The sequence below is a fragment of the Pseudomonas sp. EpS/L25 genome (assembly GCF_001512295.1).
In the GTDB taxonomy this organism is placed as follows: Bacteria; Pseudomonadota; Gammaproteobacteria; order Pseudomonadales; family Pseudomonadaceae; genus Chryseomonas.
This window is the reverse complement of the sequence record NZ_LNUP01000013.1, coordinates 181,483-195,361: the sequence shown is the minus strand read 5'-3', so window position 1 is coordinate 195,361 and position 13,879 is coordinate 181,483. Positions and strand designations below refer to the sequence as shown.

Genomic DNA, 13,879 nt, shown 5'->3' with positions numbered 1-13,879 from the left:
ACGTCAGCCACCGCTTTGAGTTTAGCTTGCCTTGCCCTATCGGCGTGGTGAAGAGGGGCTTTAGCGCGGACCCCGGCAGTTAGCGCGCGAGGTTTTTTTCCGAATGCAGGGGGAGCGAAAACGAAGCATCGCTGTACCGAGCGAAGCGCTCTGGATAGCTGGCTAGCGATTGCCTGATATTACTTGGCCAGCTACCCGACCGTTCGTCGATCAGTAACAGATGAACGATCATGAAGGCGGAAAACCGGCCGAAGTGGCCGGTGGGAAAGGATTCAGCTCACCACACGATAGCAGGGCTCGTAGGCCGCGCCGCCGGGGAGCTTCATGCGGTGCTGTTCGACGAAGGCCTGCAGCAACTGGTCCAGCGGACGCATGATGGCGGGATCGCCATTGATCTCGTAGGGGCCTTGCTCCTCGATCAGCTGGATACCCTTGGCCTTGACGTTACCGGCGACGATGCCGGAGAAGGCCCGGCGCAGGTTGGCGGCCAGCTCGTGGGGCGGCAGGGCATGGGTCAGTTCCAGCGCGGCCATGTTGGCGTGGGTGGGATCGAAGGGCCGCTGGAAGCCTTCCTCGATGCGCAGCAGCCAGTTGAAATGGAAGGCGTCGTGGCGCTCGCGGCGGAACTGCTTGACCGCCTTGAGCCCCTGGGCCATCTGCCGGGCCACCTCGGCGGGATCGTTGACGACGATCTGGTAGTGGCGCTGGGCGGCCTCGCCCAGGGTCGCGCCGATGAAGGCGTGCAATTGCTCGAGGTAGGGCGCGGCGCTTTGTGGGCCGGTGAGCACCACCGGCAAGGGGATGCCCTGGTTTTCCGGGTGCATGAGAATGCCCAGCAGGTAGAGGAACTCCTCCGCCGTGCCGGCGCCACCGGGGAAGATGATGATGCCATGGCCGACGCGCACGAAGGCCTCCAGGCGCTTCTCGATATCCGGCAGGATCACCAGTTCGTTGACGATGGGGTTGGGCGCCTCGGCGGCGATGATGCCCGGCTCGGTGAGTCCCAGGTAGCGGCCACCCTGGATGCGCTGCTTGGCGTGGGCGATGGTGGCGCCCTTCATCGGGCCCTTCATCACGCCTGGGCCGCAGCCGGTGCAGATGTTCAGGCTGCGCAGGCCCAGCTCGTGGCCGACCTTCTTGGTGTACTTGTATTCCTCGGTGCTGATGGAGTGGCCACCCCAGCAGACCACCATCTTCGGCTCTACGCCGGCGCGCAGGGTGCGGGCGTTGCGCAGCAGGTGGAAGACGTAGTCGGTGATGCCCTCGGAGCTATCCAGATCGATGCGCAGGCTGCTCTGCTCGCTCTCGGTGTAGACGATGTCCCTCAGGGCGCTGAACAGCATTTCGCGGGTGCTGGCGATCATCTCGCCGTCGACGAAGGCGTCGGCCGGGGCGTTGACCAGTTCCAGGCGCACGCCGCGGTCCTGCTGGTGGATACGGATCTCGAAGTCCTGGTAGGCCTCGAGGATGGTCTTGGCGTTGTCGCTGTGGGCGCCGGTGTTGAGGATGGCCAGGGCGCACTGGCGGAAGAGTTGGTAGAGGTTGCCCGAGCCGGCGGCGCTGAGCTGCTGGACCTCGCGCTGGGAAAGGGTCTCCAGGCTGCCCTTGGGGCTGACCTGAGCGTTGATGACCTGTCTGCTTGGAGCCATAGATGTTTCCCTAATCGATCGGTGATACGGCCGAACGGCGACCGTAGCCGCGTGCGGATCGCCTCATGCGACCCGGCAGCCCCATTGTTGGGGCCTTGCGCGGTGGAATGCAAACCGGCCGCTCTCAGGACGCGGCGGTCACATCCAGAACGTGGATCTGGGTCGCCGTCGGATAATGCCAGTGCACTTCCACGTCCCACAGGCGTACCCCGTAGCGGCGCTCGGGTGCCGGCGCCTGGTAGGCCGGGCGCGGATCCTGGGCCAGGCACTGCTCGATCAACTCGGCCAGGGGTTCGCCCAGGCGCTGGCCATGGACTTCGGCCTGGCGGCGCGCCGCGTCCGCCCAGCTCACCGCCAGGGCCGGCGGCGGCGCCTCGGCGATGGCGTTGTAGGCACCCAATGGGCTGTCGGCGTAGGGCACATAGGGCTTGATGTCCAGCACCGGGGTGCCATCCAGCAGATCGATACCCGACAACGACAGCCGCCCCGGTTCGATGCCGTCCAGGCGGACCACCGACTGGCCGATCCCATTGGGCCTGTGGGTGGCGCGGGTGGCGAACACCCCCAGGTAGCGGTTGCCGCCCAGCCGCGGCGGACGCACGCGCAGGCGGGGTTCGCTTTCCAGCGCCTGGTGGAAGAGGAACAGCAGCCAGACGTGGCTCACCTGCTCCAGGCCCTGGACGGCCTCGGTGCGGTCGAACGGCGGCAGCAGCTCCAGCACGCCGCGGGCGGCCGGGGCCAGGGCGGGCTGCCGGGGGATGGCGAATTTCTCCTTGAAACAGGAGCGGACGTGGCCGATGGGGGAGACGCGGTAAGGCATGGCGGTGGGTCGTCTGACGCGGGGCCGGCCATTATGCCTGGCCCGAGCGCTAGGGAAGCGTCGCGGCGGCCGCGTCCTGGGCATTGCGCCGCACGCCGCGCAGGTTCATCGCCGCCAGGCCCAGTTGCAGCACGATCAGGGCATAGGCCTCGGCCTGCAGGCCCCAGGCGATCCACAGGCCATTGCTGAGCAGGAAGACCCAGAAGCCCAGGTTGCGCCGACCCTGGCGCTGGGAGGCCACCAGCCAGGCGGCGAGCAGGGTGATGGCCATGGCCGGCCATTGCAGCAGGTCGAGCACTTCCATGGAAAACCTTCGATTGCATGATTAATGAAGGTGAGTTCCTGGGAGCGATCAGAGTTCCTGAGCCTGTCCTCAGAACCTGTTCACGATCTGCTGCGCGTCGGCCAAACCGCGTTGAAAATGCCCTGGGGCGCCAGCCCGGTCGGAATGCTCATTTACCACTCGTAAACTCCGCTTCCTCAGCCCTTTTCGCCTTGTTTGGCTCTAGCTCGCGAGATCGTGAGCAGGTTCTCAGGGCGCCGGATGGTGCGCCCGGGCGTAGGCGATGAAGCCCTCGATGTCGCCGCTGCAGAGCTGCTTGCCGGCGGCGAGGATGTCCGCCTCCGGCCAGTCCCACCAGGCGATGTCGAGCAGCACCTCGCGGACATCTTCCGGGAAGCGCCATTTGATGAAGCGCGCCGGATTGCCGCCCACCACCGCATAGGGCGGCACGTCGCGGGTCACCACGGCACCGGCGGCCACCACGGCGCCATGACCGATGGTGACGCCGGAGAGCAACAGGGCATTGGTACAGATCCAGCAGTCGCTGCCGATCACCACGTCGCCGCGGCTGCCGCCGTAGTCGGTGATGTGCGCCAGGTCGTCGACGAAGGCGGGGAACGGATAGGTGGTCACCCAGTCCAGCCGGTGCAGGCCACCCAGGAGGATCTGCACGCCGCTGGCGATGGAGGTGTAGCAGCCGATCCTCAGGGTCGAGCCTTCCTGCAGGTCCGAGACCTCGGGCATGCCGTAGGTGCCGGCGCCGATTTCGTAGTTCGGCAGGGCATTGCGCAGCCGGGTGGTGCGCTGATGGAGCTTCGGCAAGGCCTTGATGGCCTTGCGCTCGCGTTTCTTGCGGAGTCGGTCGAGAAAACCCATGGGAGCGCCCTGGCGGAAAAAGTATCGGCGAGGATACCGAGCGCCCGGGCCCCCCTCAATCGACCTCAGAACCTGTTTACGATCTCCTGACCGTCGGCCATACGGCGTTAAAAGCAGCTTCGGAATGCTCATTTACGACCTGTAAACTGCGCTTCCTCAGCTGTTTTTGCCTTGTCTGGCTCTAGTCCAAAAGATCGTGAACAGGTTCTCAGGCCTCCGCAAGGTCCTCGGCATCGCTGGCGGGCAGGCCGAGCTGGTCGGCCAGGTCCTGCAGGTCGCTGGCCTCCAGATCCCAGCCGCCGCGCGATACCTCGCCCCCGGCAGGCCCCTTTTCCCGGGGTCGCTGGATGAAGGCGGTAGCCAGCCCCAATTCCTGGGCGGCCTGCAGATCGCCGTTGTGGGCGGCGCAGAGCATCACCTGTTCGGGTTGCAAGTCGAGCAGGGCGCAGGCGCCGAGATAGACCTCCGCCGCGGGCTTGTAGCGCCGGAACAGATCGGCGCCGAACAGCATGTCCCAGGGCAGCCCGGCGTGGCGAGCCATGTCCAGCAGCAGGCCGACGTTGCCGTTGGACAGGGCGCAGACCGGATAGCCCCGGCGCAGGCGCTGCAACCCCGGCACCGCATCGGGCCAGGGTGCCAGCTGATGCCAGCGGCGGTTGATCCAGGTCACCTCCGCCGCGGTGAGCCCGGCCAGGCCATGGCGCGGCAGCAGCTCGTCCAGCGCCAGCCGATGGACCTCGTCGAGGGGCAGCCAGGGCAGGGTACGGGCCTCGATCTGCGGCAGGATGGCCTCGTAGGCCTCGGCCCGCCAGGCGTCGGCCAGGGCGCCCCAGTCGGCCTGCACGCCGTGCTTGGCGGACAGGCCCTGCAGCTGGTCGACCAGGCTGCCGCGCCAGTCCACCACGGTGCCGAAGACATCGAAAAGCAGCGCACGAACGGTCGTCGTCATGGGTAGACTCCTGCAGATGATTGTTTCCACCAGACGGAGCGCGCAGGACGAGGGTTCCCCCCGTGCGCCCGGAGGTCACCCTTTTTCCCTGCAGGATACTGCCGATGACATTGCGCAAACGCCGCCACTGGGTGTTCGACCTGGACGGCACCCTGACCCTGGCCGTCCACGACTTCGCCGCCATCCGCCGGCACCTCGGCATCCCCGAACAGGCCGACATCCTGCACCACCTGGTCGACCTCCCGGCCACCGAGCGCGCGGCCAAGCACGCCTGGCTGTTCGCGCACGAGCGCGAACTGGCCGTCGCCGCCCGCCCGTCGCCTGGTGCGCTAGCTCTGGTGCTCCATCTGCGCGAGGGCGGCTGCCGGCTGGGCATCCTGACCCGCAACGCCCGTGACCTGGCGCTGCTGACGCTGGCCGCCATCGGTCTGGAAGACTGTTTCGAGCCGGCCGCCGTGCTCGGGCGCGACGAAGCGGCGCCCAAGCCCGATCCGGGTGGGCTGTTGCACCTGGCCGATCTATGGCAGGTGGCGCCGGCCAGCCTGGTGATGGTCGGCGATCACCGCTACGACCTGGAGGCCGGGCGGGCCGCCGGTTGTCGCACCCTGCAGGTCAACCAGCCCGGCGATCCCTGGCCGGCGGCGCGCGACCGGCGCTTCGAGGATTGCCATGAACTGCTGGCGGTGCTGCAGGCCGGAGACTAGCCGCCGAACAGCGCCTGGCGTCCTTCCGGCGAGGTGAAGATGGCATCGCCGTCGTGGCCCACGCCCGGCACCTCGACCAGACGCTGCGGCAGGCCTGGGTGTCGGCCTTGCAGATAGTGGTAGTAGTTCAACCCACGCGCCAGGCGGTAGGGCCCCTGGGCCTCGGCGGCGCAGCTCTTGTCCAGCGCCGGATGATTGGGGTTGGTGTCCTCGGCGCCGAGCAGATAGGTGATCGGCAGGGCCGCATAATGCCGCTCCAGCGTCGTCGCGTCACGGCCCTCGGCATAGGCGGGCAGCCCCTGCATGCCGTACTTCCAGGTATCGAAGTCCGGGCAGCTGGCCGCGTCGGCGAAGGCCGCGGGACGACCCTGGGCATCGGGCCGGCTGGCGTCGAAATAGGCATAGGACGACGGATTGGCGATCACGAATCTCAGACGAATGCCGCTGGCCGCCAGCGGGCGCTCGCCCTGGCCGAGGACGGCGTAGCGCTGCATCACCTGGCCCCCGCCGGAGTGACCGGCGATCACCACCTCCTGCAGGTTGGGCAGCAGGCGGCGATCCGCCAGGCGGGCGAGGAGGGCGTCGAATACCGCGAAGCTGCTCAGCGGCTGCGGCCCCAGGGCGGGTTCGCCGCCCATCCAGGCATTGCCCTGCCAGCGCAGTAGGTTGTCCGGCAGGTGATGACGCTTGACGTCGGCTGCATTGAGGAATTGCGGCGCGATCACCAGGGTATCGGCGCTGGCCCCCGCGGCCTGGGTGGCGGTCTGCCCGGAGCGGAAGTAGGTGGCGGCGTTGCGTAGCCGGCCATGGACGATGATCAGGGCGCGATGGATTTCCGGGTGGGGTCTATTCCAGTCGGTCGATAGCTGCAGCGCCGCCTGCGCCGAGCCGATCGGCAGGCGGTCGTCGACGATGCGGGCGACGCCGGCGTGGGGCGCTGCCAGGGTGGCGCAGGAGACCAAGACCAGGCACAGCGCGAACAGGCGACGCATCGAGGAACTCCTGGGCAGGTCAGAGCGCCTGCGTAGCGAAGGTATTGCAGCTTTCCACCTTGCCGCTGTCGAAGCCGGTGCGGAACCACTTCACCCGTTGCGCCGAGCTGCCATGGGTGAAGGAATCCGGCACCACGCGTCCCTGGGCCTGGCGTTGCAGGCGATCATCACCGATGGCATTGGCGGCGTTCAAGGCTTTCTCCAGGTCGCCCGGGTCCAGCCAGTTCAATCGCTGCTGGGCATCGTTGGCCCAGACCCCGGCGTAGCAGTCGGCCTGCAACTCCAGGCGTACCGACAACCCGGTGGCGCCCTCGGTGGGGATGCCACGGCGGCGCGCCGCTTCCATCTTGCTGGTGGTGCCGGTCAGGTTCTGCACATGGTGGCCGACCTCGTGGGCGATCACGTAGGCACGGGCGAAGTCGCCGTCGGCGCCGAAGCGCTGCTGCAGCTCCTGGAAGAAGGTCAGGTCCAGGTAGACCTTGCCGTCCACCGGGCAGTAGAAGGGGCCGCTGGCCGCCGTGGCGCCGCCGCAGCCGGATTGCACCTGGCCGTTGAACAGCACCAGCTTGGGCGGCTGGTACTGCTCGCCATGGGCCTGGAAGATGCGCGTCCAGGTGTTTTCGGTCTCGCCCAGCACCACGCGGACGAAGTCCACCTGGCGATTGTCGGCCGGGGCGGTGGTCTGCTGCTGGGTGGGGGCGCCCTGGCCGCTGAGGCTGATCAGGGTGCCGAGGATCTGCGTCGGGCTCTGGCCGCTGAGCAGGCCGAACACCACCACGATGGCCACGCCGCCCAGACCCAGGCCGCCGCCGATCTTGAGGCCGCGTCCGCCGCTGGCCTGCTCGACGTTGTCGCTACGTTGTCCCTTGTCCCATTGCATGGCGGCTGTCTCTTGGTTGTCGTCAACGCTAGGACCGCGAAGCGTAGCGAAAATGCGTTACCGGAAATGACAACGCCCGCGACGGGCGCGGGCGTTGTGGCTGGGGCGACGAACGCGGATCAGGCCGCGGTCTGGCCCTGCTTGAGGCTCTGCATGTCGATCACGAAGCGGTACTTCACATCGCTCTTGAGCATGCGCTCATAGGCGTCGTTGATGTCCTGGATGGCGATCTGCTCGATGTCCGAGACGATGCCATGCTTGGCGCAGAAGTCCAGCATCTCCTGGGTCTCGCGGATGCCACCGATGAGCGAGCCGGCCAGTTGGCGGCGCTTCATCACCAGGTTGAACACGCTGGGCGCGGGGTGCGGCTCGGCGGGTACGCCGACCAGGGTCATGGTGCCGTCCCACTTCAGCAGGGTGAGGAAGGCGTCCAGGTTGTGCGGCGCGGCCACGGTGTTGAGGATGAAGTCGAAGCTGCCTGCGTGGGCGGCCATCTCGTCCTCGTTCTTCGACACCACCACCTCGTCGGCGCCCAGGCGCAGGGCATCGTCCTTCTTGCCCGCGCTGGTGGTGAAGAGCACCACATGGGCACCCATGGCGTGGGCGATCTTCACGCCCATGTGGCCGAGGCCGCCCAGGCCGACGATGCCGACCTTCTTGCCCGGACCGACCTTCCAGTGGGCCAGCGGCGAGTAGGTGGTGATGCCGGCGCACAGCAGCGGCGCCACGGCGGCCAGGTTCTCGGTGTGGCTCACCTTGAGCACGAACTTCTCGTTGACCACGATGTGGTCGGAGTAGCCGCCCTGGGTGTTCTCGCTGCCACCGTAGAGGTTGCCGTTGTAGGTGCCGGTGAAGCCGTTCTCGCAGTAGGACTCCTCGCCTGCGTCACAGGGGGCGCAGTGCTGGCAGCTGTCGACCATGCAGCCGACGCCGACGGTGTCGCCGACCTTGAAGTTCTTCACGTGGGCACCGACCGCGGTCACCTTGCCGACGATCTCGTGACCGGGCACGGAGGGGTAGAGGGTGTTGTTCCACTCGTTACGGGCGGTGTGCAGGTCGGAATGGCAGACGCCGCAGAAGAGGATGTCGATCTGCACGTCGTGGGCGCCGGGTTCGCGCCGCTCGAAGGAGTAGGGCGCCAGGGGCTGGTCGGCGGACTGGGCAGCGTAGCCTTGGGCTTGGCTCATGGGATACCTCATCTAGGTGGTGGAACGGTACAGCCAGGTTGGCCTGGCCGAATGACAAACCATCGATCCTGCGGAGCCGAAGCCCGGGTCGCCAATCGATCGTCTCGATAATCGTCATGTCGCCCATCGATGGAACTTGGCAACTGTGCAGGTACGACGTTTTACGACTTGGGGTGGTGAAGGGATGTTCCCGTGTCGCGGGGCCGGCCTGAGGCCTTGGTCGACGGGCGAACGTCAGCGTGGAATCTTCGGCGCCACCGTCGCGAGCAGCCGGCTGGCCAGGTGGTCGAGCAGCACGCGTACCCGCGGCAGGGTCTCCCGGCTGCGCGGCCATACCAGGTTGATCGGCGAGCCCTCGACGCCATGCTCGGGCAGCACGTCCACCAGGGCACCGCTGGCCAGGTGCGTGGCGATCAGCCAGGTCGGCAACTGGGCGATGCCATGGCCGGCCAGGGCGGCCAGGACCTCGCCTTCGCCGTCGCCCACCACCAGCCGCGGCTGGAAGATCCAGCGTTCGCTGTCGCCGGGCTGCTCGCCGCGCAGTTGCCAGGGGCTGACCAGGCCGTCGGCCTGGCGAAAGCCGATGCACTGGTGATCGACCAGGTCGGTAGGGGTCCGGGGTCGCCCGTGTCGGGCGAGATAGGCCGGAGCGGCGCAAAAGACCTGGCGCTGGGTGCCCAGGAAACGATGCCCCAGGCTGGCTGGCCAGGCGTCGGAGCCGCCGATGCGCACCAGGATGTCGATGCCCTCGTGGACGGGATCGACGAAACGATCCGACAGCGACAGATCCGGTTGCAACAGGGGATAACGGTGCAGCAGTTCCAGGATCAACGGCAGCACATGCAGCCGGCCATAGGAGGCGGGCAGGTCGATGCGCACCCGGCCGTGGGGTTTCTCGTCCTGGGCGGTCAGCCCCAATTCGGCCTGTTCCAGCTCGGCCAGCACCTCCGTGCAGGTGCGATAGAAGCTGGCACCCGCTTCGGTGAGGCTCAGCCGCCGCGTGGTGCGCTGGAACAGCCGCACGCCCAGCCGGCTTTCCAGCCGCGCCACGCTCTTGCCGACGGCCGAACCGGTGAGATTGAGGCGCTCGCCAGCGGCGGTGAAGCTGCCGAGGTCGGCCACGGTGACGAAGACGTCGAGGCCCTTGAGGCGTTCGGAGGAATACAAGGCCGGCTCCTGATTATGGAATCTGATTCCTGTGAAAAAGGAATTTATACCCAGGATACGCCGTTAATTCTCCAATAGGCTGGAATCAACCCTGAGACAAGGCACTCCCTTATCTACAGCGCCTGCACCGCTGCAGGCCCCTTTCCTTTCCTATCTGGAGGTTTCATGCGCAAGGGCACCGCTCTCATCGTCGGCGTCACCGGCATTTCCGGCTACAACCTGGCCAACACCCTGGTCGCTTCCGGCTGGACCGTCTACGGTCTGGCGCGCAAGCCGGTGGCCCAGGAAGGCGTCATCCCGGTCGCCGCCGACCTGCTCGATGCCGAGTCCACCCGCCGGGCCCTGGCCGGCCTGCCGATCAGCCACGTGTTCTTCTGCACCTGGACCCGCCGTGCCACCGAGAAGGAAAACGTCGAGGCCAATGGCGCCATGATGGATAACCTCTGTCAGGCCTTGGACGGCGCGCCGCTGCAGCACCTGGCGCTGGTCACCGGCACCAAGCACTACCTGGGTTCCTTCGAGGAATACGGCAGCGGCAAGGCCGAGACCCCCTTCCGTGAAAGCGAACCGCGCCAGGCCGGCGCCAACTTCTACTACACCCTGGAAGACATCCTCTTCGCCGCCGCCGAGCGCCATGGCTTCGGCTGGAGCGTGCATCGCTCCCACAGCATGATCGGCCAGGCCAAGGGCACCAACGCCATGAACATGGGCCTGACCCTGGCGGTCTACGCCTCGCTGTGCAAGGCCACCGGCCAGCCCTTCGTCTTCCCCGGTTCCCGTACCCAGTGGGACAGCCTTACCGACGTCACCGACGCCGGCCTGCTCGCCGAGCAGCTGGAGTGGGCGGCCCTGGCGCCGGCGGCGCGCAACCAGGCGTTCAACACCGTCAACGGCGACGTCTTCCGCTGGCGCTGGCTGTGGGGCGAGATCGCCGCCTTCTTCGAGCTGGAACCGGCGCCCTATCCCGAGCAGCCCATGCCGCTGGAAGCGCGGATGAAGGACAAGGCGCCGGCGCAGTGGCGCCAGCTGGCCGAGGAGCACGACCTGGTGGAAGCCGACGTAGACAAGCTCGCCTCCTGGTGGCACAGCGACGCCGACCTGGGCCGCGAGCTCGAGTGCCTCAACGACATGACCAAGAGTCGTGACCTGGGCTTCTTCGGCTATCGCGACACCCGGGCGAGCTTTCTCGACCTCTTCACCCGGCTGCGGGCGCAACGCCTGATTCCCTAGGCCGCTCCCGGGGCGCAGAATGCGGCATCTCGTCGCAGGATGCGCCCCATGCTCGAAACCCTCGCTGCCCTTACTCCCGCCTTCAGCCCGCTCGACTGGCTGTTCATCGAGGCCATCGTGGTCCTGGCCTATCTGATCTTTGGCGTCGCCGGCTTCGGTAGCGCCCTGGTCGCCGGTCCCTTGCTCACCAGCTGGATGCCCCTGTCGCGCATCGTGCCCTTGCTGGTGATGCTGGATTTCCTCGCCTCCTTCCACAACTGGCTGCCGGATCGCCGCGCCATCGCCGGGCGCGAACTCAGGCGACTGCTGCCCATGCTGCTGCTCGGCGCCGCCCTGGGCACCTACCTGCTGATGCGCACCGATGCGCGGCTGCTGATGCTCTGGTTGGGGCTCTTCGTGGTGGCCTATTCCACCTACAGCCTGCTCACCCCCAAGGGCTTCCGCCAGCTGGCGCCGGCCTGGTCGATCCCGGCGGGCGGGGTAGGGGGCCTCTGCGGCGCCCTGTTCGGCAGCGGCGGCTTCCTCTATGCGCTCTATCTCAACGGCCGCCTGCAGGACAAGAACGCCATCCGTGGTACCCAGAGTTTCCTCATCGGCTGCAGCGCCTCCATCCGCATCGCCCTGCTGCTGATCGCCGGGGCCTACAGCGACGGCAGCCTGCTGCTCCTCGCGGTCTGCCTGCTGCCGGCCATGCTGCTCGGCGGCTGGATCGGCCGCCACCTGCAGCGCCGCCTGTCGCGGGAACGCTTCACCCGGTTGGTGACCTGGCTGGTGCTGGTGTCGGGGGTGACGCTGATCGGACGGTATCTGGCGGGGTAGCGGGGATATCGCGGCCATGGCGGTCCGCCGATGCGACCGCTCCTACAGGAAGAGGCACGCCGGTTTGACGTGATCTTGCCGTGGCTGATGAAACTGAACGCCTGCTCGGATAGCCCTCTGTCCCTCGGGGAGAGGGTTGGGATGAGGGCCTCCTCGCCACCAGGTCTCCAGTGGAAAAGGCTGCGCCGTTTTCCACGCTACGTGAGGTATCCCCGCAGCGATAAGACAGCCTGGTAGGGTGGAAAACCGCGCAGCGTTTTCCACGCGACGCTGCCAGGTCGGGAACTCCCTCCGTCCACACCGATCCGCTCTACAACGACCCCAGGCGGAGATCCCCATGCTCACCTCCATCCAGGCCGGCGTACTGGACGTGGCCTACCAGGTCCAGGGGCCGACAAATGGCCATCCGGTCCTGCTGCTGCACGGCTTTCCCTACGACGTCCACGCCTACGACGAGGTGGCGAATGAGCTGGCCACCAGTGGCTGCCGGGTCTATGTGCCCTATCTGCGGGGCTATGGCGCCACCCAGTATCGGAGCGCCGACACCCCACGCTCCGGTCAGCAGGCCGCCCTGGCCCACGATGTCCTGGCGCTACTCGACGCCCTGGGCCTGGACCGTGCGACGCTGGCCGGCTACGACTGGGGTGGGCGGGCCGCCGGTATCGTCGCCGCCCTCTGGCCGGCGCGGGTGAGCGGACTGGTGCTGGGCGACGGCTATCCCATCCAGGACATCGCCCGCGCCGCGACCCAGCCGGCCGCACCGGCAGCGGAGCTGCGCTACTGGTATCAGTACTACTTCCACGGCGAGCGTGGTCGTGCCGGCCTTGCGGCGCAGCGCCGGGAGTTCTGTCGCCTGCTCTGGTCGCTGTGGTCGCCCACCTGGCGCTTCAGCGATGCCATCTACGAGCGCACCGCGGCGGCCTTCGACAATCCCGACTTCGTCGAGACGGTGATCCACTCCTATCGCCACCGCTACGGCCTGGCGCCGGACGATCCGGCCTATGCCGAGACCGAAGCGCGCCTCGCGGCCCAGCCGCCGATCACGGTACCCACCACGGTGCTGGCCGGGGCGGACGATGGAGTGAGCACCTTGCAGGACGAAGCGGCGATGGCACGGCATTTCCGCGGCCCCTTCCGCTACCAGGTGCTGCCCCGGTGCGGGCACAACCTGCCCCAGGAAGCGCCCGCCGCCTTTGCCGCCGCGGTGCGGGAACGGCTGCCGTAGGTGGGCCATGCCAGGACAGTGGAAAACGCTGCGCGGTTTTCCACGCTACAAGGGTGCAAGCGTAGGGTGGATAACGGCGCAGCCTTATCCACGCGCACCAACGTCTACCGACCCAACACCTCTGGATTGGCGACGCCCGTGGGTTCGCCGGCGAAGAAGCCCACCAGGTTGGCGAAGGCCTCGCCGAAGTAAAGCTCGTAGCTGTGCTTTTCCACGTAGCCCAGGTGCGGGGTGCAGAGCACCTGCGGGTGGGCGAGCAGGGGATCGTCCGGCGCCACGGGTTCCTGGTCGAAGACGTCCAGCGCCGCCTGGCCGGGATGGCCCAGTTCCAGGGCGGTGAGCAGGGCGCCGGGCTCGATCAGGCCGGCGCGGGCGGTGTTCACCAGCAGGGCGCTCTTCTTCATGCGTGCCAGGTCCTCGGCGCGCACGCAGCCGCGGCTGCGCTCGCTGTATCTCAGGTGCAGGCTGACGACATCGGCCTCGGCGAAGAAGGCCTCCTGGCTAGTCGCCGCGCGATGGCCGTCGGCTTCGGCGCGAGCGCGCGAGTCCTCGCTGCCCCAGACCAGCACCGGCATGCCGAAGGCGTGGCCGTAGCGCGCCAGGCGCTGGCCGATCTTGCCGTAGCCCCAGATGCCGAGGATCTGCCCATCCAGCCGCTCGCCCAGGTTGACCTGCCAACGGCCGGCATAGAGCGCATCGATGGCCGGCTTGAGCTTGCGGCGGGCCATCAGGATCAGCGTCCAGGTCAACTCGGCGGTGGAGACCGGCGAACCGCTGCCTTCGCAGACCGCTATCCCCCGGTGGGTACAGGCGGCCACGTCGAGGTGGGCGGTGGCCTTGCCGGTCTGGCTGATCAGCTTGAGGCGTGGCAGGTGCGCCAGCAGGTCAGCGTCGATGCGGGTGCGCTCGCGGGTCAGCACCAGGGCATCGGCGTCGCGGAAGCGCTCCACCAACACCTTGGGGTCGCGCTCGGCGTCGTGGTAGAGCGTCACCTGGTGCCCGGCGCGCTGGAGCAGGGGATAGCAGTCCAGGGTTTCGACGACGTGCTGGTAGTCGTCGGGAATGACGATGTGCATGGCGGGCTCCGGTTGTTGTTCT

Annotated in this window: 14 protein-coding genes; 4 read left to right on the top strand and 10 right to left on the bottom strand. The window is 67.5% G+C overall.

The window, feature by feature from the left end; all coding sequences use genetic code 11:
• Positions 1-272: 272 nt before the first annotated feature.
• The 5 genes from ppnN to AR540_RS14770 all read right to left on the bottom strand — a co-directional run bounded on the left by ppnN (position 273) and on the right by AR540_RS14770 (position 4,577).
• Positions 273-1,649: a nucleotide 5'-monophosphate nucleosidase PpnN gene (gene ppnN / locus AR540_RS14790; protein WP_059229963.1), complete on the bottom strand. Its 1,377-nt coding sequence runs from the start codon at positions 1,647-1,649 to the stop codon at positions 273-275.
• A gap of 124 nt (positions 1,650-1,773) precedes the next feature.
• Positions 1,774-2,469, bottom strand: coding sequence for a tRNA (N6-threonylcarbamoyladenosine(37)-N6)-methyltransferase TrmO (tsaA, locus tag AR540_RS14785; RefSeq protein ID WP_059229962.1), 696 nt, complete (start codon positions 2,467-2,469; stop codon positions 1,774-1,776).
• Positions 2,470-2,518: 49 nt separating this feature from the next.
• Complete coding sequence (locus AR540_RS14780; protein ID WP_059229961.1) at positions 2,519-2,773, bottom strand: hypothetical protein; 255 nt, start codon at positions 2,771-2,773, stop codon at positions 2,519-2,521.
• 228 nt (positions 2,774-3,001) lie between these two features.
• Positions 3,002-3,628, bottom strand: coding sequence for a CatB-related O-acetyltransferase (locus AR540_RS14775; RefSeq protein WP_059229960.1), 627 nt, complete (start codon positions 3,626-3,628; stop codon positions 3,002-3,004).
• A gap of 208 nt (positions 3,629-3,836) precedes the next feature.
• Positions 3,837-4,577: a haloacid dehalogenase type II gene (locus tag AR540_RS14770; protein WP_059229959.1), complete on the bottom strand. Its 741-nt coding sequence runs from the start codon at positions 4,575-4,577 to the stop codon at positions 3,837-3,839.
• A gap of 104 nt (positions 4,578-4,681) precedes the next feature.
• On the opposite strand from AR540_RS14770, the gene AR540_RS14765 reads away from it, so the two are divergent.
• Positions 4,682-5,281 carry an HAD family hydrolase gene (locus AR540_RS14765; RefSeq protein WP_059229958.1) on the top strand — a complete coding sequence of 200 codons (600 nt, stop codon included), beginning with the start codon at positions 4,682-4,684 and terminating at the stop codon, positions 5,279-5,281.
• Here AR540_RS14765 and AR540_RS14760 read toward each other — a convergent pair.
• The 4 genes from AR540_RS14760 to AR540_RS14745 all read right to left on the bottom strand — a co-directional run bounded on the left by AR540_RS14760 (position 5,278) and on the right by AR540_RS14745 (position 9,507).
• Complete coding sequence (locus AR540_RS14760; RefSeq protein ID WP_059229957.1) at positions 5,278-6,273, bottom strand: alpha/beta fold hydrolase; 996 nt, start codon at positions 6,271-6,273, stop codon at positions 5,278-5,280. The two genes, AR540_RS14765 and AR540_RS14760, sit on opposite strands and share 4 nt — an antisense overlap.
• A gap of 19 nt (positions 6,274-6,292) precedes the next feature.
• On the bottom strand, positions 6,293-7,153 hold the full coding sequence (ypfJ, locus tag AR540_RS14755) for a KPN_02809 family neutral zinc metallopeptidase (RefSeq protein ID WP_059229956.1): 861 nt from the start codon (positions 7,151-7,153) through the stop codon (positions 6,293-6,295).
• 119 nt (positions 7,154-7,272) lie between these two features.
• The gene (locus AR540_RS14750; protein WP_059229955.1) at positions 7,273-8,340 is read right to left on the bottom strand and encodes an NAD(P)-dependent alcohol dehydrogenase; all 1,068 of its coding nucleotides are present in this window, start codon (positions 8,338-8,340) and stop codon (positions 7,273-7,275) included.
• Between the two features lie 234 nt (positions 8,341-8,574).
• Positions 8,575-9,507 carry a LysR family transcriptional regulator gene (locus AR540_RS14745; protein ID WP_059229954.1) on the bottom strand — a complete coding sequence of 311 codons (933 nt, stop codon included), beginning with the start codon at positions 9,505-9,507 and terminating at the stop codon, positions 8,575-8,577.
• Positions 9,508-9,672: 165 nt separating this feature from the next.
• Between AR540_RS14745 and AR540_RS14740 the strand changes: the two genes are divergently transcribed.
• The 3 genes from AR540_RS14740 (at position 9,673) to AR540_RS14730 (ending at position 12,781) form a co-directional block, all read left to right on the top strand.
• The gene (locus tag AR540_RS14740) at positions 9,673-10,737 is read left to right on the top strand and encodes an SDR family oxidoreductase (protein WP_059229953.1); all 1,065 of its coding nucleotides are present in this window, start codon (positions 9,673-9,675) and stop codon (positions 10,735-10,737) included.
• A gap of 48 nt (positions 10,738-10,785) precedes the next feature.
• Entirely contained in the window at positions 10,786-11,556 is a 771-nt protein-coding gene (locus AR540_RS14735) for a sulfite exporter TauE/SafE family protein (RefSeq protein ID WP_059229952.1), read from the top strand.
• 337 nt (positions 11,557-11,893) lie between these two features.
• Positions 11,894-12,781, top strand: a complete 888-nt coding sequence (locus tag AR540_RS14730) for an alpha/beta fold hydrolase (protein WP_059229951.1) — start codon at positions 11,894-11,896, stop codon at positions 12,779-12,781.
• 104 nt (positions 12,782-12,885) lie between these two features.
• On the opposite strand, the gene AR540_RS14725 is transcribed toward AR540_RS14730, so the two are convergent.
• Positions 12,886-13,857, bottom strand: coding sequence for a D-2-hydroxyacid dehydrogenase family protein (locus AR540_RS14725; RefSeq protein WP_059229950.1), 972 nt, complete (start codon positions 13,855-13,857; stop codon positions 12,886-12,888).
• Between the last annotated feature and the right edge of the window lie 22 nt (positions 13,858-13,879).

Bases quoted from the DNA above. Each gene is read 5' to 3' on its own strand.
- ppnN (WP_059229963.1), bottom strand. From the start codon at position 1,649: ATGGCTCCAAGCAGACAGGTCATCAACGCTCAGGTCAGCCCCAAGGGC.
- tsaA (WP_059229962.1), bottom strand. From the start codon at position 2,469: ATGCCTTACCGCGTCTCCCCCATCGGCCACGTCCGCTCCTGTTTCAAG.
- AR540_RS14780 (WP_059229961.1), bottom strand. From the start codon at position 2,773: ATGGAAGTGCTCGACCTGCTGCAATGGCCGGCCATGGCCATCACCCTG.
- AR540_RS14775 (WP_059229960.1), bottom strand. From the start codon at position 3,628: ATGGGTTTTCTCGACCGACTCCGCAAGAAACGCGAGCGCAAGGCCATC.
- AR540_RS14770 (WP_059229959.1), bottom strand. From the start codon at position 4,577: ATGACGACGACCGTTCGTGCGCTGCTTTTCGATGTCTTCGGCACCGTG.
- AR540_RS14765 (WP_059229958.1), top strand. From the start codon at position 4,682: ATGACATTGCGCAAACGCCGCCACTGGGTGTTCGACCTGGACGGCACC.
- AR540_RS14760 (WP_059229957.1), bottom strand. From the start codon at position 6,273: ATGCGTCGCCTGTTCGCGCTGTGCCTGGTCTTGGTCTCCTGCGCCACC.
- ypfJ (WP_059229956.1), bottom strand. From the start codon at position 7,153: ATGCAATGGGACAAGGGACAACGTAGCGACAACGTCGAGCAGGCCAGC.
- AR540_RS14750 (WP_059229955.1), bottom strand. From the start codon at position 8,340: ATGAGCCAAGCCCAAGGCTACGCTGCCCAGTCCGCCGACCAGCCCCTG.
- AR540_RS14740 (WP_059229953.1), top strand. From the start codon at position 9,673: ATGCGCAAGGGCACCGCTCTCATCGTCGGCGTCACCGGCATTTCCGGC.
- AR540_RS14735 (WP_059229952.1), top strand. From the start codon at position 10,786: ATGCTCGAAACCCTCGCTGCCCTTACTCCCGCCTTCAGCCCGCTCGAC.
- AR540_RS14730 (WP_059229951.1), top strand. From the start codon at position 11,894: ATGCTCACCTCCATCCAGGCCGGCGTACTGGACGTGGCCTACCAGGTC.
- AR540_RS14725 (WP_059229950.1), bottom strand. From the start codon at position 13,857: ATGCACATCGTCATTCCCGACGACTACCAGCACGTCGTCGAAACCCTG.